This window comes from Paraburkholderia sartisoli (assembly GCF_900107685.1).
Lineage (GTDB): Bacteria > Pseudomonadota > Gammaproteobacteria > Burkholderiales > Burkholderiaceae > Paraburkholderia > Paraburkholderia sartisoli.
The window spans coordinates 240,706-263,693 of the sequence record NZ_FNRQ01000006.1 but is presented as its reverse complement, the minus strand read 5'-3'; the positions used below and the strand labels follow the sequence as shown (position 1 = coordinate 263,693).

Annotated in this window: 23 protein-coding genes; 10 read left to right on the top strand and 13 right to left on the bottom strand. The window is 64.3% G+C overall.

Going from position 1 to position 22,988, the window contains the following annotated elements; translation table 11 throughout:
* Window positions 1-15: 15 nt before the first annotated feature.
* From BLV45_RS19055 to BLV45_RS19040, 4 genes are all read left to right on the top strand, one after another.
* The gene (locus BLV45_RS19055) at window positions 16-1,653 is read left to right on the top strand and encodes an AMP-binding protein (protein ID WP_090535523.1); all 1,638 of its coding nucleotides are present in this window, start codon (window positions 16-18) and stop codon (window positions 1,651-1,653) included.
* 38 nt (window positions 1,654-1,691) lie between these two features.
* Window positions 1,692-2,909, top strand: a complete 1,218-nt coding sequence (locus tag BLV45_RS19050; protein ID WP_090535522.1) for a dienelactone hydrolase family protein — start codon at window positions 1,692-1,694, stop codon at window positions 2,907-2,909.
* Window positions 2,910-3,080: 171 nt separating this feature from the next.
* Entirely contained in the window at window positions 3,081-4,565 is a 1,485-nt protein-coding gene (locus tag BLV45_RS19045; RefSeq protein ID WP_090535521.1) for an MFS transporter, read from the top strand.
* A gap of 86 nt (window positions 4,566-4,651) precedes the next feature.
* Window positions 4,652-5,485 (top strand): AraC family transcriptional regulator, encoded by an 834-nt coding sequence (locus tag BLV45_RS19040; protein WP_090535520.1) that lies wholly within the window; start codon window positions 4,652-4,654, stop codon window positions 5,483-5,485.
* Window positions 5,486-5,607: 122 nt separating this feature from the next.
* Here the strand turns inward: BLV45_RS19040 and BLV45_RS19035 are convergent, their stop codons facing one another.
* From BLV45_RS19035 to BLV45_RS18990, 9 genes are all read right to left on the bottom strand, one after another.
* On the bottom strand, window positions 5,608-5,973 hold the full coding sequence (locus tag BLV45_RS19035; protein WP_090535519.1) for a type II toxin-antitoxin system VapC family toxin: 366 nt from the start codon (window positions 5,971-5,973) through the stop codon (window positions 5,608-5,610).
* Entirely contained in the window at window positions 5,967-6,185 is a 219-nt protein-coding gene (locus BLV45_RS19030) for a ribbon-helix-helix protein, CopG family (RefSeq protein ID WP_090535518.1), read from the bottom strand. Before BLV45_RS19030 ends, BLV45_RS19035 begins: the two co-directional genes overlap by 7 nt.
* A 421-nt stretch (window positions 6,186-6,606) precedes the next feature.
* Window positions 6,607-7,683, bottom strand: coding sequence for an NAD(P)H-dependent flavin oxidoreductase (locus BLV45_RS19020; RefSeq protein WP_090535517.1), 1,077 nt, complete (start codon window positions 7,681-7,683; stop codon window positions 6,607-6,609).
* 158 nt (window positions 7,684-7,841) lie between these two features.
* The gene (locus BLV45_RS19015) at window positions 7,842-8,252 is read right to left on the bottom strand and encodes a nuclear transport factor 2 family protein (RefSeq protein ID WP_090535516.1); all 411 of its coding nucleotides are present in this window, start codon (window positions 8,250-8,252) and stop codon (window positions 7,842-7,844) included.
* Between the two features lie 92 nt (window positions 8,253-8,344).
* Window positions 8,345-9,625 (bottom strand): RNA polymerase sigma factor, encoded by a 1,281-nt coding sequence (locus tag BLV45_RS19010; RefSeq protein WP_090535515.1) that lies wholly within the window; start codon window positions 9,623-9,625, stop codon window positions 8,345-8,347.
* Window positions 9,626-9,633: 8 nt separating this feature from the next.
* Window positions 9,634-10,041, bottom strand: coding sequence for a VOC family protein (locus tag BLV45_RS19005; protein WP_090535514.1), 408 nt, complete (start codon window positions 10,039-10,041; stop codon window positions 9,634-9,636).
* Between the two features lie 37 nt (window positions 10,042-10,078).
* Window positions 10,079-10,495: a YciI family protein gene (locus tag BLV45_RS19000; protein ID WP_090535513.1), complete on the bottom strand. Its 417-nt coding sequence runs from the start codon at window positions 10,493-10,495 to the stop codon at window positions 10,079-10,081.
* Between the two features lie 155 nt (window positions 10,496-10,650).
* A complete protein-coding gene (locus BLV45_RS18995) occupies window positions 10,651-11,004 on the bottom strand; it encodes a YciI family protein (protein WP_090535512.1) in 354 nt (117 codons plus the stop codon).
* A 322-nt stretch (window positions 11,005-11,326) separates the two neighbouring features.
* A complete protein-coding gene (locus BLV45_RS18990; protein WP_090535511.1) occupies window positions 11,327-12,136 on the bottom strand; it encodes an SDR family NAD(P)-dependent oxidoreductase in 810 nt (269 codons plus the stop codon).
* Window positions 12,137-12,357: 221 nt separating this feature from the next.
* Here BLV45_RS18990 and BLV45_RS18985 point away from each other — a divergent pair, with 221 nt between their 5' ends.
* Entirely contained in the window at window positions 12,358-13,308 is a 951-nt protein-coding gene (locus BLV45_RS18985; protein ID WP_090535510.1) for a GlxA family transcriptional regulator, read from the top strand.
* A 176-nt stretch (window positions 13,309-13,484) separates the two neighbouring features.
* Here the strand turns inward: BLV45_RS18985 and BLV45_RS18980 are convergent, their stop codons facing one another.
* Entirely contained in the window at window positions 13,485-13,868 is a 384-nt protein-coding gene (locus BLV45_RS18980) for a cupin domain-containing protein (protein ID WP_090535509.1), read from the bottom strand.
* A gap of 2 nt (window positions 13,869-13,870) precedes the next feature.
* Window positions 13,871-14,464 carry a LysE family translocator gene (locus BLV45_RS18975; RefSeq protein WP_090535508.1) on the bottom strand — a complete coding sequence of 198 codons (594 nt, stop codon included), beginning with the start codon at window positions 14,462-14,464 and terminating at the stop codon, window positions 13,871-13,873.
* 100 nt (window positions 14,465-14,564) lie between these two features.
* On the opposite strand from BLV45_RS18975, the gene BLV45_RS18970 reads away from it, so the two are divergent.
* A complete protein-coding gene (locus tag BLV45_RS18970) occupies window positions 14,565-15,488 on the top strand; it encodes a LysR family transcriptional regulator (protein ID WP_090535507.1) in 924 nt (307 codons plus the stop codon).
* Here the strand turns inward: BLV45_RS18970 and BLV45_RS18965 are convergent.
* Entirely contained in the window at window positions 15,440-16,381 is a 942-nt protein-coding gene (locus BLV45_RS18965) for a DMT family transporter (RefSeq protein WP_090535506.1), read from the bottom strand. The two genes, BLV45_RS18970 and BLV45_RS18965, sit on opposite strands and share 49 nt — an antisense overlap.
* Window positions 16,382-16,530: 149 nt before the next feature.
* Between BLV45_RS18965 and BLV45_RS18960 the strand changes: the two genes are divergently transcribed.
* The 3 genes from BLV45_RS18960 (at window position 16,531) to BLV45_RS18950 (ending at window position 20,882) form a co-directional block, all read left to right on the top strand.
* On the top strand, window positions 16,531-17,457 hold the full coding sequence (locus BLV45_RS18960) for a LysR family transcriptional regulator (protein ID WP_090535505.1): 927 nt from the start codon (window positions 16,531-16,533) through the stop codon (window positions 17,455-17,457).
* Between the two features lie 446 nt (window positions 17,458-17,903).
* Window positions 17,904-20,102 (top strand): TonB-dependent receptor, encoded by a 2,199-nt coding sequence (locus BLV45_RS18955; protein ID WP_090535504.1) that lies wholly within the window; start codon window positions 17,904-17,906, stop codon window positions 20,100-20,102.
* 93 nt (window positions 20,103-20,195) lie between these two features.
* Window positions 20,196-20,882 (top strand): Fe2+-dependent dioxygenase, encoded by a 687-nt coding sequence (locus tag BLV45_RS18950; protein WP_090535503.1) that lies wholly within the window; start codon window positions 20,196-20,198, stop codon window positions 20,880-20,882.
* 33 nt (window positions 20,883-20,915) lie between these two features.
* Here the strand turns inward: BLV45_RS18950 and BLV45_RS18945 are convergent, their stop codons facing one another.
* Window positions 20,916-21,833, bottom strand: a complete 918-nt coding sequence (locus tag BLV45_RS18945) for a LysR family transcriptional regulator (protein ID WP_090535502.1) — start codon at window positions 21,831-21,833, stop codon at window positions 20,916-20,918.
* Window positions 21,834-21,960: 127 nt separating this feature from the next.
* Here BLV45_RS18945 and BLV45_RS18940 point away from each other — a divergent pair, with 127 nt between their 5' ends.
* Window positions 21,961-22,914 carry an alpha/beta fold hydrolase gene (locus tag BLV45_RS18940; protein ID WP_090535501.1) on the top strand — a complete coding sequence of 318 codons (954 nt, stop codon included), beginning with the start codon at window positions 21,961-21,963 and terminating at the stop codon, window positions 22,912-22,914.
* The last annotated feature ends 74 nt before the right edge of the window (window positions 22,915-22,988 follow it).

The window sequence follows — 22,988 nt, the reverse complement described above, 5'->3', positions numbered from 1 at the left end:
CTCTGGGAGACCGTGATGGAACCGTCAGCACACGTCGATACCTTTGCGCGGGACAATCTGCCGCCGCAGGATCAATGGCCGGTGTTTCTGCTGGACAACCCGGACGTGACGTATCCCGCGCGCTTTAACTGCGCGACCGAACTGCTGGATCGCAGCGTGGAAGCCGGGTATCGGGACCGTCCCGCGATCTGGTCGGAAGTAGACGGCCGCCCTCAAGCCACCACTTACGGCGAGCTGCTTGCGCTCGTGAATCGCAGCGCCCACGTGCTCGTCGAGGACATGGGCCTGCGGCCCGGCAATCGTCTGCTGCTGCGCGGCCCGAATACGTTGCAGATGGCGGTCGCGTTTCTCGCCGCGCTCAAGGCCGGCCTCGTCGTGGTGCCGACCATGCCGCTGCTACGCGCAAAGGAACTCAAGCAGATCATCGACAAGGCAAAGATCACCGCCGCGTTGTGCGACACGCGTCTTTTCGACGAACTGAAGCGCTGCGCCGACAGCAGCGATGAATACCATTGTCCGGACCTCGAGCAAATGCGGGTCTTTCACGACGCTTCGGCAGGTTCGCTCGAAACGCTCGCCGCCGGCAAACCCGCGACGTTCACCGCGTGCGACACGGCCGGCGACGACGTGTGCCTGATCGCGTTCACGAGCGGCACGACGGGTGCGCCAAAAGGCTGCATGCATTTTCATCGCGACGTGCTCGCGATGTGCGACCTGTTTCCGCGTCACACACTCAAGCCTTCGCCGGCCGACGTGTTTTGCGGCACGCCGCCGCTCGCGTTCACGTTCGGCCTGGGCGGCATGCTGTGCTTTCCGCTGCGCGCCGGCGCATCGACGGTGCTCATCGAACGGCTCACGCCGGAAACGTTGTTGCAAACCGTCGAACGCTTTCACGCGACGATCATGTTCACCGCACCGACGTTCTATCGCCAGATGGCGCCGCTCTTGCCGCGCTTCGACACGTCGAGCCTGCGCAAATGCGTGTCCGCCGGCGAGGCGCTGCCCGATTCGACGCGCACGCTATGGCGCGGCGCGAGCGGCATCGAGATGATCGACGGCATCGGCGGCACCGAGCTGATCCATATTTTCGTCTCCGCTTCGGAGGACGACGCGCGTCCGAATGCGATCGGCCGTGCGGTGCCGGGTTACGTCGTGCAGGTCGTCGACGACGCGATGCAGCCCGTGCCGCGCGGCACGACCGGCAAGCTCGCGGTGCGCGGTCCGACCGGCTGCCGTTATCTGGCGGACACGCGTCAGCTGAATTTCGTGCGCGACGGCTGGAACCTGCCCGGCGATTCGGTGTATCAGGACGAAGACGGCTACATTTTTTACCAGGCACGCGCCGACGACATGATCGTCTCCGCGGGCTACAACATCTCCGGTCCGGAAGTCGAGAGCGCGCTGATGCAGCATGAAGCGGTGGCCGAATGCGGCGTCGTGGGCGCGCCCGATGAAACCCGTGGCCAGATCGTGAAAGCGTTTGTCGTGCTGCGCCCGAACTACGCGCCCAGCGACAAACTGGTCGCGCAACTGCAGGATTTCGTGAAAAATACGATTGCGCCATACAAATACCCGCGCGTGATCACGTTCGTCGACGCCTTGCCGCGCACAGAAACGGGCAAGCTCAAACGGTTCGCATTGCGCGCGATGTAACTCATCCCACACGATCGTTTCCGCTGGAGTACCCCGACATGGCAGGTTCGTTCATCGAAGTCACCGCCCACGATGGCGGCCGTTTCAGCGCTTATATTGCCCGTCCCGCACAGGGCTCGGGCCCGGGTCTGGTGTTGCTGCAGGAAATTTTCGGCATCAACAGCTACATGAAGTCGATGGCCGACCGTTACGCGGAGGAAGGCTACGTCGTGATGGTGCCGGACCTTTTCTGGCGCATGCAGCTAGGCGTCGTACTCGGTTATGGCGAGGCCGACGTCAAGGAGGCGATGCAGTATCTGGCGCGCTTCGATATCGATCTTGCCTGCAAGGACATCGCGGCGACGATCGCCACGCTGCGCGGCCTGCCCGAGCAGGCGGGCAAGGTGGGCACCATCGGCTACTGCCTTGGCGGCAGGCTGGCGCTGCTGGCCGCCACGCGTACCGACGTGGATTGCGCGGTGAGCTATTACGGCGTCGGGCTCGAGCAGTATCTCGACGAAGTGCCGGCGATCCGCTGCCCGATGGTGTTCCACTTCCCCGAACTCGACGCGATGTGTCCGCCGGATGTCCGCGCCCGCGTAAGCGCTGCGTTGAGCAGACAGCCGCACATCGAGCAGTACGTCTATGCCGGCTGCGATCACGCGTTCGCGACACCGGGGCGCGCGCACTACGACAAGCCCGCGACCATGATGGCGTATTCGCGCACGCTCGCGCTGCTGCGCAAGGTGCTTGGGCCCGTGTACGACCTGAACGCGCTGTGGGAACAGCACTGCTACTTCGAGTTCGCCACACGCGACGTCGACGCCGTCATGCCGACGATGGTCGCCGATCCGTACGTCAACCACGTTCCGGTGATGACGGGCGGCGTCGACCATGACAACCTGAAGCGCTTCTATACGAATCACTTCGTCAACTCGAACCCGGACGACACAAAGCTGATTCCGATATCGCGGACCATCGGCGCCGATCGCATCGTCGACGAATTCATCTTTAGCTGCACACATTCGCGCGAGATCGACTGGATACTGCCGGGTGTCGCGCCAACGGGCAAATACTTCGAGGTGCCGATGCTGGCCGTCGTGTGTTTTCGCGGCGACAAGCTCTATAACGAGCACATCTACTGGGACCAGGCGTCGGTGCTCGTGCAGATCGGCCTGCTGAATCCGGCGGGCCTGCCGGTTGCCGGCATCGAAAGCGCGAAGAAACTGCTCGACGAAACCCTGCCCTCGAACGGCCTGATGGGCAGCAACGCTTGAGCGCGCTGGCCAGTACGGGGTTTGCCCGGGTCAATGCGCGAGGCGCTCGCCGTCGCGCGTTCACGGCGCGGCAAATCCCGTACTACACTTCGGGTCTGACCGAAGCACATCGGCGAGGGTAAGGGTCAGGTCCCGCTCTGGGTACGCGAAAAACGTTACAGGAACGTGCGCATGACGCATCACATCGAAGGCAACAAACGCTGGCTCGCGCTGCTCGTGCTTTGCATGGGCGTGCTGATGATCGTCCTCGACACGACCATCGTGAATGTCGCGCTGCCCTCGATCGCGGTGGACCTCGGCTTTTCTGAAACCTCGCTGGTCTGGGTCGTCAACGCGTACATGCTGACGTTCGGCGGCTTCCTGCTGCTGGGCGGTCGCCTCGGCGACCTGTTCGGGCACCGCCGGCTGTTCCTCGCCGGTATTGCGCTTTTTACCGTGGCGTCGCTCGCGTGCGGCATCTCGACCACCCAGGTGCTGCTTGTCTGCGCCCGCGCCGTGCAGGGCCTGGGCGGCGCTGTCGTCTCGGCTGTTTCGCTGTCGCTCATCATGAATCTGTTCACCGAAACCGGCGAACGCGCGAAAGCGATGGGCGTGTACGGTTTCGTGTGCGCGGGCGGCGGCAGCATCGGCGTGTTGCTCGGCGGCCTGCTGACCAGTGCGCTCAGCTGGCACTGGATTTTCCTCGTCAATCTGCCGATCGGCATCGCGGTCTATGCGCTCTGTCTCGCACTGCTGCCGGCGGGACGCGGGCTGCAACCAGCCGGCCGGCTCGACGTAGCCGGCGCGGCCAGCGTCACGGCTTCGTTGATGCTGGCGGTCTATGCGATCGTCAACGGCAACGAGGCCGGCTGGCTGTCCTTGACGACGCTCGGCCTGCTTGCCCTCGCCATCGCGCTGCTTGCGCTCTTTCTGTGGATCGAAGCGCGCGTGCGTCATCCACTGATGCCACTCGACCTCTTCATGCTGCGCAACGTCGCGACGGCAAACGTCGTCGGCGTGCTGTGGGCCGCCGCGATGTTCGCGTGGTTCTTCATTTCCGCGCTCTATCTGCAACGGGTGCTCGGTTATCTGCCGATGCAGGTCGGTCTCGCGTTCCTGCCCGCGAACCTGATCATGGCGTTCTTCTCGCTAGGGCTTTCCGCGCGGCTCGTGATGCGATTCGGCCTGCGCCTGCCGCTGGCGGTGGGTCTTCTGATTGCGGCTTGCGGACTCGCGCTTTTTGCGCGCGCGCCGGTCGACGGTCACTTCGCGCTCGACGTGCTGCCCGGCATGTTGCTGCTCGGCCTAGGCGGAGGTATCGCGTTCAATCCGCTTCTGCTTGCCGCGATGAGCGACGTGAAGCCGGAGGATTCCGGCCTCGCGTCGGGCATCGTCAACACGGCGTTCATGATGGGCGGCGCACTCGGCCTGGCGGTTCTCGCGAGCCTCGCCGCCGCCCGCACGGGTGAAGTGTTCGCGCGTGGCGCGCCCACGCCGGTCGCGCTGAACGCGGGGTATCACGTGGCGTTCGTGTGCGGTGCGATTTTCGCGGCGGTCGCGGGTCTGGTTGGCGCAGCGTTTCTGCGTGCCCGCGCGCCTTCCGCGCATGGCGAAGCGCAAAGCACACACGGCGCGCCGAAACGCTCCAGCAACAAAGCGGCCACCGATAACGGCTGAGACGCCGCAAAGCCGATGCGCAATCGCGATCAAATGTGCCGCATCCGTCGCGGCTATGCTGGTTCCATGCTGATATGAGAGCTGGCATGAACCCCGTCGGAAAGGCGCTCTGGTTTATCGAAAGCCACTACGCAGGCGATATCACGCTCGACGATATCGCGACGTGCGGCTGTGTTTCGCGCTTTCATCTGTCGCGGGCGTTCGAAGCGGCGACGGGCCGCACGGTGATGCGCTATGTGCGCGGCCGCCGTCTTTCCGATGCGGCCCGCGCGCTGGCGGATGGCGCACCCGATATCCTGGCGGTGGCCGTCGAAGCGGGCTACGGCTCTCATGAGGCATTCACCCGCGCGTTTCGCGACCAGTTCGGCGTCACGCCCGAAGCGGTCCGTGCGCGAGGCACCGTGTGCAACATCGAACTCGTGGAGCCCATCAAAATGGACGAATCCTTTCTCGAAGACCTCGCGCCGCCACGCATCGAAACCGGCGAGCCGTTGCTTGTCGCGGGCCTGAGCGAGCGTTACCACTACGAACGCAGCGACGGCATTCCCGCGCAGTGGCAGCGTTTCGGGCCGTCCATCGGCAAGATACCCGGGCAGGTGGAACCGGTCGCGTACGGCGTGTGCCTCAACAACGACGACGCCGGCAATTTCGACTATCTGTGCGGCGTCGAAGTCGCGGATTTTTCAGCGCTACCCGCCGCTGTGGCGCGCGTGCGGATTGGCGAACAGCGTTACGCGATATTCGAACATCGCGATCACATCTCGGCGATTCGCCGCACGTGGAACACGATCTGGAACAAGTGGTTGCCGGCGTCCGGACACGAAATCGCGGATGCGCCCGTGTTCGAACGGTATGGCGAACAGTTCAGTCCGACAACGGGTATGGGAGGCGTCGAACTCTGGATTCCGCTGAAGTCGTGATGCGGCGGATAAAGGGTGCATGTTGTCGTGGCGTGCGAATCACAAACTGATATGCCGTAACGCCAAGATTCGCGCGCCTGCAACGGTCAGTTCGCGACTCACGGTGACTGGCGAGCACCCCTCTAAATCTTGTAGGGAACCCGTACGCCTGGTTCATCCGCAGGAAAATCTTTCGTATTGCGAGAAACGAGCAATAGCGAATTGACTTGTGCGGATGCCCAAACAATCGCGTCAGGCAGACGAATCCGCCTCTGCTTGCGAATCTCAACCGCGCGATTTGCAATAGTGCCGTCTAATGCGACGACGTCAAATGAACCAAGCCATGCGCGAATCGCCGCCTCATCCGCCGCCGTTACACCGACGAGAACTTCCATCCACGTGATGATGCTGATCGCCCGATATTCGTACCGCGCCAGCTCCTTCTTTGCTGCGCCAACACCGCCCAGATAGTCGATCAAAATGTTCGTGTCAAAAAGCGCTCTTACCATTCCGAACGAAGCTCCTGCTGATATTCAAGGCCGTCTATTTTCCTGCTCTTCCACAGCCCGAAAACATCAGCCCCGAGCGCTCGCTTGTGCTGCGCGATATACGCCTCGATCGCGTCACGGATGACAGCAGCACGGGGGCGTTGCTCCGCCTCCACGAGTACCGCCAGTTCTTCGACCTGCGCATCGGGCAAGTCAACCAGAATTCGGCCCATTATCGCCTCCGTTGCATGATATATATATCGTATATCATAAAGTACCGCTACACAAGCGGATGTGCAGTTTCATGTCGTTACCCGTGACGATAGCGTTCGCGGCGCTTTGCGTTAGTCGAACCTGATGACGAAAACATCGTCGGCATTCAGTATTAGTTTTCGTGCAGATCTGGTCAGCTTGCGGTCGTCCATAAAAATGTGCGTGCGCATTAGCGGCCTTCGAATGTGGTTATCACATTAATCGAGCTGCGGCAAATCGAAGTCTTCCGCGATCCGAACCTTGCTTTTCAAGCCACCAAACCGGCGCGTCACTCTGGCACGCTCCATCGGCATAGTCGCGCTGCAGGTTTGCCTACCTTCGCAATCACAATTTCTTCGTCGCCGGCTGCGACGTCGAGCCCCGGGCACCGCTCGCCAGCGCCTACGAACCGGCTTGCGCGACCTCACGCATCAGCGTGGCCACCAGTTCGGCGGCTGGCATCGCGCGCGAGAGCCGCACCGCCTGCCCCGCCCAATGCGGGGCGTAATCGTAATTGCCCTGCGCTTTGGCTGCGGCGTGCAGCGCCTTGCCGGCATCGTAGGCAATCGGATAATCGGGAAACGGCGGGCGCTCCGGCGCGCGCCCCAGTTCCGCGAGACGATTGTCGACACCGCGCGCGGGCCGGCCTGAAATCGACGTGATCAACGTGGTCCGCACCGCGGGATTCGCGATGACTGCGCGATAAGCTGCATCGGCAGCGGATTCCGGCGATGCGACAAAGGCCGTGCCGAGCTGCGCCGCCTGCGCGCCGAGCGCAAGTACGGCCGCGATGCCCGCGCCGTCCATGATGCCGCCCGCCGCGATTACGGGCAGATGCGTATGCCTGACCAGCACGCGCACCAGCGCGAGCGTGCCGAGCCCTTCATCGGGCTGTCGCGGATCGAACACGCCTCGATGACCGCCGGCCTCGATACCTTGCGCCACGATCGCATCGATGCCAGCGCGTTCGATCTGCATCGCTTCGTCGAGGCTCGTCGCGCTCGCCAGCAACACGATGCCCGCGTCGTGCAGGCCCTTGACGATGTGCGGCTTCGGCAAGCCAAAATGGAAACTCACGACGGCCGGCCGTTCTTCGACGAGCATCGCCAGCATCGCGTCGTCGTCAACCGAGCTCTTGTAGATCTCGCGCAGCGCCGCGGGCGGCTCAGCGCCGAAGCGCGCGAATTCCGGCGCCAGATACGCGAGCCAGCGCGCCTCGCGCTCAGCGTCCGCTGTTGCAGGGACATGCACGAACAGATTGACGTTGAACGGCTTGCTGGTCAGCGCGCGCGTTTCGCGAATCATCGCGCGGGCGCCCTCGACCGTTGTCGCACCCATGCCGAGCGAGCCAAGCCCGCCCGCGTTCGACACCGCCGCGGCCAGTGCGGGTGTGCTGGTGCCCGCCATCGGCGCCTGGATCACCGGCACGCTGATACCGAGTCGAGTCAGCAGCGGTGTGGAAAGGTTGGACGGATTCATGATCGGCTCCTTTGACTGGCTTGCATTATCGCCGTATCAGCGCACCGCCGCTTTCTGCTGGAATTCCGGGCGCGCCATCCGCACGGGCGACATCTGTCGCCGCGCGTGCGCAGCTTCGTCGATTTTCTCGTGGAAAAGCTCGCGCGCAACAGTGCGCGTCAGGCGTCCTGAACAATCGTTCCTTGATGGAAGACGATCTTCCACTCCGACCCGGCGCGCTGCCAGATCGTCGAGCGGCGCGTTTCGCGCGCGCCCTGGCGCAGCGAATAGGTCAGCAGATAGAGGTCGTCGGCGAGACGCTGGCAATGGAAATCGCAGCTTTCCCAGTCGTCGTCGAGCGGGGGCGACGCGTAGCGGCGTTCAAGTTCGTCGAGCACGAACGCGCGGCTGTAGCGACGGCCAGATGCGCCGGTCTCCCAGAAGCAGCCGGCCAGCATCCGGTCGAAGTCCGCCCGTGTCGTTCCCCACTCCGGCCGATGGAAGACTGGTTCACGGCTCGCCAGTTCGTCACGGATCGCGACGAGGTCCGGGTCGGTGGTGCGGGCGGGTTCGCAGGAAGCGCGGGTCATGGCAGAAACTCCGGCAGCGGTCTTCCAGAGTATGTCACGGTACGATGGATGCGGGCGTCGGGCGGCAACCACTCGCGGTCAAGGGCAGCGGTTCAGTCGCGCTTGCGCATTTGCGCCGCGCGTTCCAGCAGCAATTCACGCTCGCGCGCGTTGCGTGTCATCGCGGCGGCGCGTTCGAACTCGGCGCGCGCCTCATCCTCGCGGCCCAGCTTCGCGAGCAGATCGCCGCGCACGCTCGGCAGCCAGTGGTAGTTCGCAAGCACCCCTTCCTCGCCTAGCGCATCGACGAGCGGCAGCGCCTCCTGCGGCCCGAACGCCATGCCGACCGCGACCGCGCGGTTCAGCTCGACCACCGGCGTCGGCACGACCTCCGCGAGCATGTCGTACAGCGCGACGATCTGCGTCCAGTCGGTTTCGGCGGCCGTCCGGGCGCGCGCGTGGCACGCGGCGAGCGCGGCCTGCAACGTGTAAGGCCCGCGCCCGCCGCCGAGCGACAGCGCCCGCTCGAGCGCCGCCAGCCCGCGACGGATCAGCAGCGGATCCCAGCGACTGCGGTCCTGATCAAGCAGCAGCACAGGGCGGCCCGCCGCATCCGTGCGCGCATGCGTACGCGACGCCTGAATCTCCATCAACGCGACGAGGCCATGCACTTCGCTCTCGTCGGGTGTCAGGCCTTCGAGCACGCGGCCAAGCCGCAGCGCTTCGTCGATCAGCGCCGGGCGCGTCCAGTGATCGCCGGCGGTCGCCGAATAGCCTTCGTTGAAGATCAGGTAGATCACTTCGAGCACGGAGCCGAGCCGCGCGGCACGCGCGTCGGCCTGCGGCACCTCGAACGGCACGTGCGCCGCCGCGAGCGTGCGCTTCGCGCGCACGATCCGCTGCGCGATCGTCGGCTCCGGCACGAGGAAGCCGCGCGCGATTTCATCGGTCGTCAGGCCGCCGAGCAGACGCAGTGTCAGCGCCACGCGCGCCTCGGTCGAAAGCACCGGATGGCACGCCGTGAAGACAAGCCGCAGCAGGTCGTCGCCGATGTCGTCCTCGCGCGCGGCATCGAGCCCGTCGACGAAGTCCGGCACGATGTGCGCCTCGAGCGCGTCCATCTCGCGCCCGAGTTCCTCGTGCTTGCGTGCGTGCAGCGCCTGCTGGCGAAGCCAGTCGAGCGCGCGGTTTTTCGCAGTCGCCATCAGCCAGGCTCCCGGGTTCGCCGGCACGCCCGCCTCGGGCCAGTGTTCGAGCGCGGCGATGAGCGCGTCCTGCGCGAGCTCTTCGGCGCGGCCCACGTCGCGCACCATGCGCGCGACGCAAGCGATGACCTTGGCGGATTCGATCCGCCAGACTGCCTCGATGGCCCGATGCGTGCCGGTCGCCGTCACGACCAGCCTCAGGGCGCGCCCGCCGCGTTCGGGTCCATATGCACCAGTTCCCAGATGTGGCCGTCGAGATCCTCGAAGCCGTGGCCGTACATGAAGCCGTGGTCCTGCGGTACGCGCGGCGCGGTGCCGCCCGCCGCCACGGCCTTCGCGACGAGCGCGTCGACTTCCGCGCGGCTTTCGCACGAAAGGCACAGCAGGCATTCGGTGGTCGCTTTCGCGTCGGCAATCGGTTTGCCCGTGAAACCCTTGAAGAACGGCTTGACGAGCAGCATCGCGTAGATGTTCTCGCCGATTTCGAGGCAGGCCCCCGAATCGTTCGTGAACCGCGGATTGAAGCTCAAGCCCAGCGCCTTGAAAAACGCCATCGACTTCGGCAGGTCGTCGACGGGCAGGTTCACATAGATCTGTTTGTGCATGATCGGTCTCTCCGAATTGAGTGTTCTGGACGCGCCGTTACTGGCTTCCGGCCTGCGATTTGCGGGTGCGCGCGAGCACGCCGCCCGGTTCGAAATCTTCCGGCTCGTACAGCTCGCGCACCTCGATCTCGCCGTCGGCGTTTTCGCCGAACGGCGCGGGGAAACGGCGCGCCCATTCGATCGCTTCCTCGCGCGAACGCACCTGGATGAGCGTGTAGCCGGCGATCAGTTCCTTCGTCTCCGCGAACGGCCCGTCGAGCATTGTGCGCCGGCCACCGGCGTACCTGATGCGCCAGCCTTTCGACGTCGGCCGCAAGCCGTTCGCGTCGAGCAGCACGCCCGCCTTCGCGAGTTCTTCGTGATACGTCGCCATGGCGTCCATCACGCTGTCGTCATCGGGCATGACGCCGGCTTCCGACACCGCTGTCGCCTTCACTATGATCATGAATCGCATCGCCGTTTCTCCTGGTTGGCCTGAACAGAAAAGCCGTCGTTTTTCCGGCTTCTGCATGCACGACGAACCGCGTGGGGCAGGATCGACACAGAACGGTTCACGTCAGGGTTTTCCCTTTGGCGGGGTACACGTGACGAGGCGTTATGCGTGAAGGTTCAGTCCCAGCAGGGACCGACCTTGCGGACTTCGACGGTACACCAGGACGCGGCCGGGCATTCTTCGGCGATCGCGACGGCTTCCTGCAGCGTCTCGCAGTCGACGATGAAAAAGCCGCCGATCATTTCCTTCGCTTCGGCGAACGGACCGTCGATGACCGTACTGCGGCCGTTGCGCACCTGGACGCGCGCGCCCTTCGCCGGTGAATTAAGCGACTCGACGCCGCGCAGGACGCCGCGCGATTTGAGATTTTCGGCGAAACGCAGCATCTGGTCGTAGACGTCGTGACCCTGGTCGAGCGTGCGCTCCCCGCGCTGTTCGACGGGCTCGACGATGAGCAGCATGTAAGACATGGCGCCTCCGCTAATTCGTGCGACGCGGTATGCGTCGACGTGTCCGGCAACGCGTTGCGCGGACGATATGCGAAGGCAGTCTAGCAAGCGAAGGTGGCGGGCGCAAAAATGCCTGGCGCGATTTCCGTGCCGCGTGGCGGACGCCCGTTCCCGAGGTATGACGGAGTGCCCCGAACAGGCCATGACGCCGGCGAAGCTCCCGCACACGGCTTACCGCTTGCCGCGACGGTATCCTCATCGCTGCGCCCGGTGGTACACGTGCGAAAAGGCCAGGCGGTGTGTCGCCTGGCCTTTCGTCAAACCCACGCAGGATGGTTAATTGTTACGCCGCCGCGCCCACGCCGTAGCGCGCCGCCGGATGGTTGTGCGACAGGTTCGGGCCGAGCGCGAGACGCGCGTCGTTGGCCTTTTGCCAGTCAGCGGCGTCCGGCAGCGACGGAATCGTGACGAGTTCGCCCTGGTCGAGACCGGCGAGCGACGCGTCGACCATATCGGCGGCCGACATCACCCATGCCTGCGGCAGCGCCGTGACCGGCATGCCGGCGCGGTCCCAGAACGCCGTGCTGGTTGCGCCCGGGAGCACGGCCTGCACCTGCACGCCTTTCGCGCCGACTTCGTGATGCAGCGACTGCGTGAAGCTCAGCACGAACGACTTCGTGCCGCCGTACACGCCGTTCAGCAGTTCCGGCGAAACCGCGACGATCGACGAAATGTTGATCACCGTCCCCTTGCCGCGCGCGACCAGACCCGGCACGACCGCCGACGTCAGCCGCGTCAGCGCGACGACGTTCAGCTGGATCATGCTTTCGAGGCTGTCCGGATCGGAATCGACCAGCGTGGCCGCCGCGCCGACGCCGGCGTTGTTGACCAGCATCGTGATGCCCGCATCGGAACGCAGGCGCGCTTCGATGCGGCGCAGGTCGGCGGTCACGGTCAGATCAGCGCCGAGCGTTTCGACCTTGCGGCCGGTTTCCTTCGACAGTTTTTCCGCGAGCCCAGTGAGACGCTGCGTATCGCGCGCCACCAGGATCAGGTCGTAGCCGCGGCGCGCGAGACGATCCGCGTAAATCGCGCCGATGCCCGACGATGCGCCCGTAACGAGCGCCGTGCCCATGTTCGATGAAGTTGCCATTTGAAACTCTCCGTGGGCGCCCGGCATATGCCACCGCGATGCGCCGTTCATGTTGATCGATAAGGGAAAAATCGCAGCGGACGCCGGGTTGACCGACGGTTTCCGCTGTTGACATGGGAGAGTCTAGGCGCGTATTGTCATGTCTCAAATGACGTATTTACCTCGTTTCAGGACATCATCTTTTGATGTGACGGGAACCGTGGTCAAGCAAAGAGGGTGAGATGAAGCGCATCGGTGTGGTCGTTTTCCCGGGATTCCAGATTCTCGACATGATCGCCGTGTCGGTGTTCGAGCTTGCGAATCTGGAGGGGGGCCAGGGCGAGGGCCCGGGCCAGCCAGCGTACGAAATCGAGGTCATCTCCGAGCATGGCGGGCTGGTGCGCAGTTCGGCGGGCGTGCAGGTCGAATCGAAGGCGTTCGACGACCCCGCGTACGACACGGTGGTCGTGGCCGGCGCGATGTTCGTCGAGCCTTCGTCGGCGGGCCTGCGCACGTTCCTGAAGCGCGCGCTGGCCGCGTCGCGGCGCACCGCCAGCATCTGTACCGGTGCATTCGTGCTCGCCGAGGCGGGCATCCTCGACGGCAGGCGGGTCACCACGCATTGGGTGTTCGCCCGCGAACTGCAACACCGCTTCCCGAAAACGCGGGTGGACGACGACCGTATCTTCATCGTCGATGGTTCCGTGTGGACGTCGGCGGGGATGACCGCGTGCATCGACCTGTGTCTCGCGCTCGTCGAGGCCGATCTGGGCGCCGATGTCTCGCGCGCGATCGCAAGAAAGCTCGTGGTCTATCACCGGCGCACCGGCGGCCAGTCGCAGTTTTCCGCGATGCTCGATCTGCAGCCGCGTTCCGACCGCATCCAGACCGCGCTCACATGGGCGAAAGATCACCTGCGCGAGCGGCTGTCGGTGGAAACGCTCGCAGAGGTCGCGCATTTGAGCCCACGACAGTTCAGCCGCGCGTTTCGCGACGAGACGCGACAGTCGCCCGCGAAGGCCATCGAAACCCTGCGCGTGGAAGCAGCGCGATCGATGATCGAGACCGGTCGCCATTCGCTGGAGACCGTCGCGATCGAAACGGGTTTTGTGGACACCGAGCGGATGCGCCGGGCGTTTCTGCGGGCGTTCGGTCAGCCGCCGCAGGCCGTCAAGCGGGCGGCGCGCGCGTAGATCCGGGGCGGTTCGCGTGCGCGTGTACGTTTCATCGTTATGCGCGGGAGAAAAACATGTCCCGTCACGCTGAGTGACGCTGACCGTCAAGCGTCATTCGATGCCGGCCTATGCCCCAGGCTGGCCTGGAATTGACCTGTCAAAGGTGAGATATGTGAGACATGAACTCACCGTGATTAACGCAACTGCTCCTCGATCGTCCGTGTTAGCGGCGACTCGACGTCGCCAGTGTGCTTTGTCTGCATGGGCTCGATCAGCACGATCCAGCATTCGTGGTCGGCAACTGGATTGTGCAGTGTGCCGCGCGGCACCACATGCATCGAACCAGCGGGCAGATCGACGACGCGCCCGCCTTCATATTCGATCTTCAAGTGCCCGCGCACGACGAAGAACAGTTCGTCCTCGTGCGCATGGTCGTGCCACACGAGCTGGCCGCGTACTTTCGCGACCTTCACGTACTGATCGTTGACCTGCGCGACGACTTTTGGCGACCAGTATTCCGACACATCGGCGAACGCGGCCTCGAGGTCGAACGATTCGGCAAATGGAGGGACAAGCATGGTTATCTCCAGGTGGGGATGACGGATACGGCAAGCAGTACCCCCATCGCAAGATTGAGGATGCGCCAGTGGCGCGGCGTTCGAAACAGCCGCGCAAGCAGCGCACCGAGCGCGCACCACAGCGCGAGCGACCCGCACGCGGCCAGGCCGAACGCCGCGCCGAGCAGCATCGCGAGCCGGTTGGGACTGTTCGCAAGCAGCGCGAATGACGCCGCCGCGCCGACCGTCATCGCCCAGCTTTTCGGATTGAGCCACAGCAGCAGGATGCCGTTGACGAGCGTGACGGGCCGCGCGGGGCCGTTACCCGCGTTCGGCGCCCCGCTTCGCGCGATGCGCCACGCGAGCCACAGCAGATACGCGGAACCGAGCGCCTTCACGATCGTTTGCAGCGCCGGCATCGCGAGCAGCAGACTGCCGAGCCCGAGAGCGGCGACGACGGCGAGCAACGCGAGACCGATCGCGATCCCGAGCATCAGCGGAATCGAGCGCGCAAAGCCGAAGCGGGTGCCCGATGCAGTGGCGAGCGTGGTGGCGCCGCCGGGCGTCACGGTCGCCACGGCGACGAACAGGAGAAGCGGCAGGATGGAGGAAGTCATGAGTACGCATCCGGGTGATCGGGATTTCACTGTACGGATCATGGATGCATCAGAAAAGCGAATAATGTTGATTTGATGCATTACGCAGCATAATACGTTGATGATGCGAAACCTCGACCTCGATCTGATCCGTACCTTCGTCACCGTCGCCGATAGCGGCAGCATGACGGTCGCCGCGAATCTGCTGCACATGACGCAAGGCGCCGTCAGCCAGCAGGTGAAACGCCTCGAAGACTTGCTGGGCTGCCTCCTGTTCGTGCGTAAAACGCGCAAGCTGGAACTGTCACGCCAGGGCGAACAGTTTCTCGTCAAGGCGCGCCAGCTGCTGCGGCTGAACGACGAAATCTGGGCCGACATGACCGGCGAGTCGCTGCGCGGCAGCCTGCGCGTCGGCGTGCCCTACGATCTCGTGTCATCGCTCGCCCCTGCGATGAAAACGTTCGCCGAAGTGCATCCGCACGTGGAGGTTTCACTGGTGTGCGCGGCGTCGCCAGAACTGCGCGAAGCAGTGGATACCGGCCGCGTGGACGTGTCGCTGGCCGAATATGTCGCGAGCGAAGCCGAGGGCGAAGTGGTCCGCATCGAGCCGTTGGTGTGGGTGAAAGGCCGAGGCAGCGATGCCTGGCAGAAGCGGCCCTTGCCGCTGTCGATGGTGGACGAACGCTGCGCATTCCGTCCAGTGGTGCTCGGCGCGCTCGCGAACAAGGACATTCCGTGGCGCACGGTGTTTGAGAGCGGCAACATCGAAGCGACTGCCGCAACCGTGCGCGCGGGCCTCGCGATCACGACCTGGCTCGCCTCGACGGTACCGGCCGACCTGGAAACGCTTGCGCCGCACGCGGCCGGCTTGCCCGCTCTGCCGCCATTCGCCATCTGCCTGCGATTGCCCACGACGGTGCCGCCGGCGGCACTGGAGTTCGCGCGCTGCGTGCGCGAATCGATGTCGAACATATTGAACGTCGGTGTCCAACCCGTTCAGCGGGGACGTGTGACGCCGAATCGGACAGGAGCGGGTTCTGACTGACGCACGCTCTTTGGCCCGCGCACGGTAGCCAGCAGCGACGCCGCCACGATCAACCCTCCGCCAACCCACGCCATGGGCGAGATCTTCTCCCCGAGCCAAAAGCACGCGAACAACGCGCCAAACACCGGCTCACTGCCCATCAGCAACGCGACGCGCGTCGGGCTACTGTGTTTGATTCCATGGTTTTGCGCGAAGAACGCGAAGAGCGTGCAGGCGAGCACCAGATAGAACACGCAACCCCAAAACGTCAGATGCCCTGCAAAAGACGGCACGTGTTGCCACTGCTCACGCGCGAATACCAGCGCCGCCGCCACGCTGCCGAACGCCACCACTCCGGATTGCACGGCGGTCACCGTCAAAGGCGGGAGTGCCGCATCGCGCATCAACTGCTTGGTCACGCAAACGGTAATCGCGCGCAGTACCGCCGCTGCCAGGATCAGCACATCGCCGCGACTCAGCATCAAGGCACCCGCGCCGGTCAACAGCCATGCTCCCAGCAACGACACCGCGACAGCCGTCCATTCAATGCGGCTCGGCCGACGTTTGAGAAGCGACCACTCGACGAGCGGCGTCAGCACCACGCACAGGCCGATCAAAAACGCCGCGTTGGCTGCGCGCGTGAGCAGCAGCCCGAACGTTTCGCACAGGAAAATACTGAACAGCAGCAAGCCTGCTCCGACCACGCCGCTCAGCGCGCGGAAACTGGCGTATCGCAATGGGCGCAGCGCGGGCGACAGCAACACGAACGTGATGCCGAAACGCAGCGCGAGCAGCCCGAGAACCGGGTAATACGCGAGCGCGCTCCTGGCGATGCCGTAACTGGAGCCCCACACCATGGCGACCGCCAGTAGCATCAGGTCGGACAATATTTGCAGGCGGTCTGGTCGGGACATAGCGAACCTCGGGAACTGGATTCGCATTGTCGAACTTTGCGATCATGGTGATAATCCGGTCATGACGCACAGCTTTTGTGTTTCAAATGCATTAATCCAGAGGCTGTCTTTTTTACGCTTTTTCTTCAGATCCTCCTCCTGCGGGCACGATGAATCCCAACGAACTTTTCGCCTTGTTGCCCGATATGGCAGTCTTTGCAAGGGTCGTCGATGCCGGTAATTTTTCGTTGGCGGCACGCCAGCTTGGCAGCACGCCGTCGACGGTCAGCCGCCAGATCAAGCGCCTCGAGGAAGCGCTCGCAACCCGCCTGCTGGAGCGTTCGACGCGCAAGGTCCGGGTCACCGAATCGGGCGCGCAAGTGGCGCGCTACTGCCGGGAGGTGGTGAGCGCCGCCTCGGCCGCGGTGGATGCCGCCGGTCAACTGGCTGGCCGACCGGAAGGCAAGGTGAGCGTCAGCGCGCCAAGCCAGTTTGCAAGAACGGTGCTTCATCCGCTTGTGCCCGGGTTTTTGCGCGCCTATCCGGAAGTCGATCTCCAGTTGTTGTATTCGGACCGCGACGTCGATCCGCTGACCGATAACCTTGATCTTGTGATTCGTTTGACTGAGCGACCGCCACCCGGCCTCGCTGGCCGGCAGCTCGGTTCGGTGCGCTGGGTACTCTGTGCTTCGCAGGCTTATCTGGACGCACGCGGCACACCGCGAGAGCCGCGCGAACTCGCGCAGCACGACTGCATTTATCTCGGCGAAACCCCGGACGACAATCGCTGGCGCCTGCGGCTCGGCACACATGCGCAAACCGTTGAAGTGCAAGGGCGCTATATCGCCAATCATGCCGGCGCGCGGCTCGAAGCAGCGCTTCAGGGTTTCGGCGTCGCGAACGTGCCGGAATTCACGGCGGCGAACGCGCTCGCGCGCGGCGAGCTGGTGCAGGTACTGCCCGACTGGACGCTCGAAGGACAGCCGTACGTGGGCTCGATATGGCTGCTCTATCCGCCCAACCGGTTTTTGCCCCTGAAGGTGCGGGTATTGATCGACTATCTGGTCGAACGTCTACGTCTACATGATGCTGACTGACGTTCGGGGACACGATATGCGCAGCTTCCCGGCTCATTTCGTGTGAAAGCGGCCATCGGCGGTACGCGAGGCTGAACGGCGCACACGGGTCGGCAAGACCTGTTCGGATCCTGTCGCGGCCGACCTTCTTGCGCCTGCGCCACGCCTGTTTTTCATCGTCCACCACGAAGCTTTTCGCTGGACTTCATCGTCATCTCCTCCCTGAAACGCCCCCAAAAGTGCTGTAAGCACGCTTACTAAACACCCACAAAATACACGTCTTTGTTGCGAATCGTTACCATTTGTGAAATGATAACGATTCGCATTTGACGACATTGCCGGTTCCTGAACAACGGTCTGGCGGGGTTGAATCGCGCGCGCGAAATGACGCGCTGCGGGCCACGGCGGGACGTTCGCGTCTCGCCAGACCGAAAAAAAGAAACGCAACAACGACAGGGATTCAGACGATGATCAGGACGACACCGCTCGCGGCGGCCATTCTGGCTGTATTCGCGACACCGCTGTACGCGCAGACCACCGCCCAGCCGGCGCAATCCGCCCCGACCGCTACCACCGACACCGCCGCCAGCAATACGCTGCCCGCCGTCAAGGTCACCGGCCAGGCGGACAACAGCAACGACTTCCAGCCCGAAAAATCGAGCGTCGGCGCGAAGGTGCCGACTGCGTTGCGCGACATCCCGCAGGCCGCTGTCGTCGTCCCGAAAGCGGTGCTGCAATCGCAGGCCGCGACGTCGTTCAGCGACGCGCTGCGCAACGTGCCGGGCGTCACGCTCGGCGCGGCCGAAGGCGGCCAGATCGGCAACAACATCAACCTGCGCGGCTTCACGGCGCGCACCGACATCTATCTCGACGGCTTCCGCGACCGCGGCCAGTACTATCGCGACACGTTCAACCTCGAATCGATCGACGTGCTGTACGGCCCGTCGTCGCTCTATTTCGGACGCGGTTCGACGGGCGGCGTGATCAACCAGGTCAGCAAGGAGCCGACCCTGAAGCGCCGCGCCGACGTCTCGGTGCAGGCCGGCACGCACGACCGCTATCGCACGACCGTCGACCTGAACCAGCCGATTACCGATACCGCCGCGGTCCGTATCAACGCGTTCGGCCAGGATCTCGGCTCGAGCCGCGACGTGATGAAGAACAAGGACTACGGCATCGCGCCGGAAGTGAAGTTCGGCATCGGCACGCCGACCGAAATCACGCTGTCCGCGCTGATCCAGCACAACCGCGACCAGGTGGACTACGGCGTGCCGTCCGTGAACGGCCATCCGGCGCCGGTGAACCGCGGCACGTTCTACGGTTTCACCGACGATCGCACGATGCAGGACGTGCAGCAGTTCTCCGCGCGCATCCAGCACCGCTTCAACGAAAACCTGACGCTGCGCAACCAGACGCAGATCGCCCACTACAGCACCGAAGCACGCGAAACCAACGCGGCGTCCGTGCTGACCGGCCCGCTCGCGTCCTCGACCGCCCTTTCGAACGGCAACTACACGACGCTGCCGCTCTCGTCGCTGTACGTGAAGCTGCAGGGCAAAGACCGCAACATCAACGACCACTCGCTGTACAACTCGACGGATCTCGAAGCGAAGTTCAACACCGGCTTCCTCAAGCACGACGTCATCACGGGCGTCGACCTGAGCCACGAGACGTACAGCAACCAGTCGTTCACCGCGACCACGCCGGGCCTGCCGTCGAACACGCTGGCAGTCGTGCCGCTGATGGACCCGACGTACACCGCGCGTCCGGCGAACGTGAAAGAAGTGGCCACCAATCTCGCCGAATCGAGCGCGAACGGTATCGGCCTCTACCTGAACGACACGATCTCGCTCGGCGAACACTGGAAGGTGGTCGGCGGCGTGCGCTGGGATCGCTACGAGGCGTCGATCAACAACTCGATCAACGCGCCGGGCTACGCCACGCAGACGAACTTCTTCACGAGCGTGCGCGGCGGCATCATCTATCAGCCGACCGACTGGCAGTCGTACTACGTGTCGTACGGCACGTCGTTCGACCCGTCGCTCGAGGCGCTCACGCTCACGAACGGCCAGCAGAACCTGCCGCCGGAAAAGAACCGGTCGTATGAAATCGGCTCGAAGTGGGACCTGCTGGGCGGCGGACTGTCGGTGACGCAGTCGCTCTTCGACATCGAAAAGACGAACGCGCGCACCCAGGATGCAACCGGCAACTACCAGCTCGACGGCAATATCCGCGTACGTGGCTATCAGCTCGGCCTCGCCGGTCACATCACGAAGAAATGGCAGGTGTTCGGCGGCTACACGTACATGGATGGCGAAGTGCGCGAGGCGCTCGACGGCACTGCGGGCAACACGCCCGCGAACACGCCGCGCAACATGCTCACGCTGTGGACCACGTACGACTTCACGCCGCACTGGCAGGTCGGCGGCGGCCCGGTGTACACGTCGGCGCGTTATGCGGCGAACAACAACACGGTGTCGGTCGGCGGTTACACGCGCTGGGATGCGATGGCCGCGTATCACGCGAAGAAGTACGACGTGCAGTTCAACGTGCTGAACTTCACGGACAAGAAGTATTACGACGCGCTGATTCCGTCCGACGGCGGCCGCGCGGTGCCGGGTCTCGGCCGCACCTTCCTTGCCACGCTAAACTATCGCTTCTTCTGATCGCCGCACCCGGTCAGTCAGGCGACGGTTCACGAAACGCCGCCTGTTTCCCTTCTGCGGAAACGGGCGGTTCGACGCAGGAAGTCTCACACGATGATTGTCACGATCCCGGACGTTCTCAGTCCCGAAGACGCCGCCACGATGCGCGCGCGGCTCGAAGCCGCCACGGATTCATGGGTCGACGGCCGCGCGACGGCGGGCTATCAGGGCGCGCCGGTCAAGCGCAACCAGCAGATCGCGGAAAACTCGCCGATCGCGCGGGAGATGGGCGAAATCATCGTCGCGTCGCTGGAGCGGCATCCGGTTTTCATCAGCGCGGGATTGCCGAACAAGCTGTATCCGCCGCTCTTTAACCGCTATGAAGGCGGCATGCACTTCGGCAGTCACGTGGATGGCGCGATCCGCCTCGTTCCCGGACACGGCGCGCGCGTGCGCACCGACCTGTCGATCACGCTCTTTCTCACGCCGCCCGACGAATACGACGGCGGCGAACTGCTGATCGAGGATACCTTTGGCGTGCAGGAAGTGAAGCTGCCCGCCGGGCACGCGATTCTCTATCCGGGCACGAGCCTGCATCAGGTGCGCCCGGTCACGCGCGGCGCGCGGGTGTCGAGCTTTTTCTGGGCACAGAGCCTCGTGCGCGACGACACGAAGCGCGCGCTGCTATACGACATGGATAACGCGATCCAGCGTCTGAACGCAACGAACGGCGACGAATCGGCAAAACGCACGCTCGTCGGCGTGTATCACAACCTGCTGCGGCTCTGGAGCGAGACGTAACGCGTTTCGTTTTCGCCGCCACGCGGCGTCGCTTCACGCAAAGAGATCCATTCCCCGCACGAGACGTTGCGCGAGCCTCGGCTGACGCAACTGTTCGAGCCACCATTGCAGCGCACGGCCTTCGTGATCGCCGCGCCATGCCACATAGAGCACGTTCGGCTCACGCGGATCGGCGGTGGCCTTCTCCACCAGTTCGCCGCGTGCGAGCAGCGACGCCACCCGATAACGCGGCAGCCAGCCGACGCCGAGCGCGTCGCGCTGGGCGAGGATTTTCGCGCGCATGCCCGGCACCGCAAGCGCCGGCTGCCCGCCGACGACGCCATATGCGCGCCCGCCTGTCATTCGCGACGAGTCCGCCACCACGACCGCCCGATGCGCGACGATCCGCTCGCGCCGCAGCGGCTCTTCGACCGCGGCGAGCGGATGGCGCGGCGACACGGCGAACACCCATTCCATCGAGCCCAGCTCGAACCAGCGCAACCCCGGAATCGCCGGCGGCTCGTTGGTCGCGCCGATGATCAGGTCGGCGCGACCGTCGCGCAGCGCTTCCCACGTGCCGGACAGCACTTCGCCCGTCATGCGCAGCGTGACGCCGGAGTTCATCTCATCGAACGCATGCACGACCGGCATCAGGAACTCGAACTCCAGGATTTCGTCGGTGACGATCCACAGGCGGTCTTCCCAGCCGCTCGCGACCTGGCGCACGCGCTGCGTCATGCGCGAAACGTCCTGCATCAGCCGCGCCGCCTCTTCCGCCAGCAGATGCCCCGCCGGCGTGAGCTGCAGCCGGTAGCGGCGCCGGTCGAACAGCAGCGCGTCAAAGCGCGTTTCCAGTTGCCGCGCCGCGTGCGAGATCGTCGAAGGCGCCTTGCCCAGCCGCGCCGCCGCCCGCGAGAGGCTGCCGCTCTCCCGGATCGCCTCCAGCAGGGACAATTCGTCTTCCGACAACATGTTCAATTCCTTCGAACGAGTTCATCGGAAAAATCGTACGGCAAAACCGGTGCGCCAGTCCACCATGGCATCACGTCACCAGAAGATCCTTCCCGGGATCGGTGCAAATCTCACCGGAGAAACCGTCATGAGCCTGTTGAACAAAGTCGCAAAGCACACTGGCGCGGCCCTGCTGGCCGCCGGCGCGATGCTGTCGGCCGCGCACGCCGCCCCGCAATCCGCCATCCACGATCGTTCGATCAACGCGAACGGGATCGAGCTGCACTACCTCGAAGCTGGCCAGGGCGACGAAACGCCGGTCGTCCTGCTGCATGGCTACGCCGAGTCGAGCCACATGTGGCTGCCGCTGATCAGACAGCTCGACGACCGCCGCGTCGTGCTCGCGCCGGATCTGCCGGGCGCCGGCCAGTCGGCGATTCCGGAGAGCGGCTTCGACAAGAAGACGATGGCGCAGGACATCCACGCGATGGTCCAGCAACTCGGCTATCGCAAGGTGAAGCTCGTCGGTCACGACATCGGCCTGATGGTGGCGTACGCGTACGCGGCGCAGTATCCGGACGAAGTGGAAAGCATCACGCTGATGGACGCGTTCCTGCCGGGCGTCGGCGACTGGCAGCAGGTCTGGCTGCTGCGCGACAAGTGGCACTTCAACTTCTACGGCACGACGCCGCTCGCGCTGGTGAAGGGTCGCGAGCGGACGTACTTCGAGCACTTCTGGAACGACTTCGCCGCCGATCCGTCGCATTCGGTATCGCAGGCCGATCGCCGACGCTACGCCGCGAACTACGCGCAGCCGGGCCGGATGGCCGCCGGGTTCGAGTATTTCCACACGTTCCCGCAGGACGCCGAGGACTTCGCGAAGTTCGCCCAGACGCCGCTGACGATGCCGATGCTCGTGCTGGCCGGCGAAAAGGCTTCGGGTGACTTCCTGATCAACCAGGCGCGTCTCGTCGACACCCACGTGCAGGGCGTGATCGTCAAGGGTTCGGGACACTGGCTGATGGAAGAAGCACCTGAACAGACGATTGCGGATATCGTCCAGTTCATCAACGCACCGCCGTTGCCGCCGTTGCCGCAATAAGCCGGCGCGGCAGGACAGAAAGCCGTATTGCAACGCAGGCGGGCGCAGGGGCCTTCGAGGCACGCGCCGCCCGC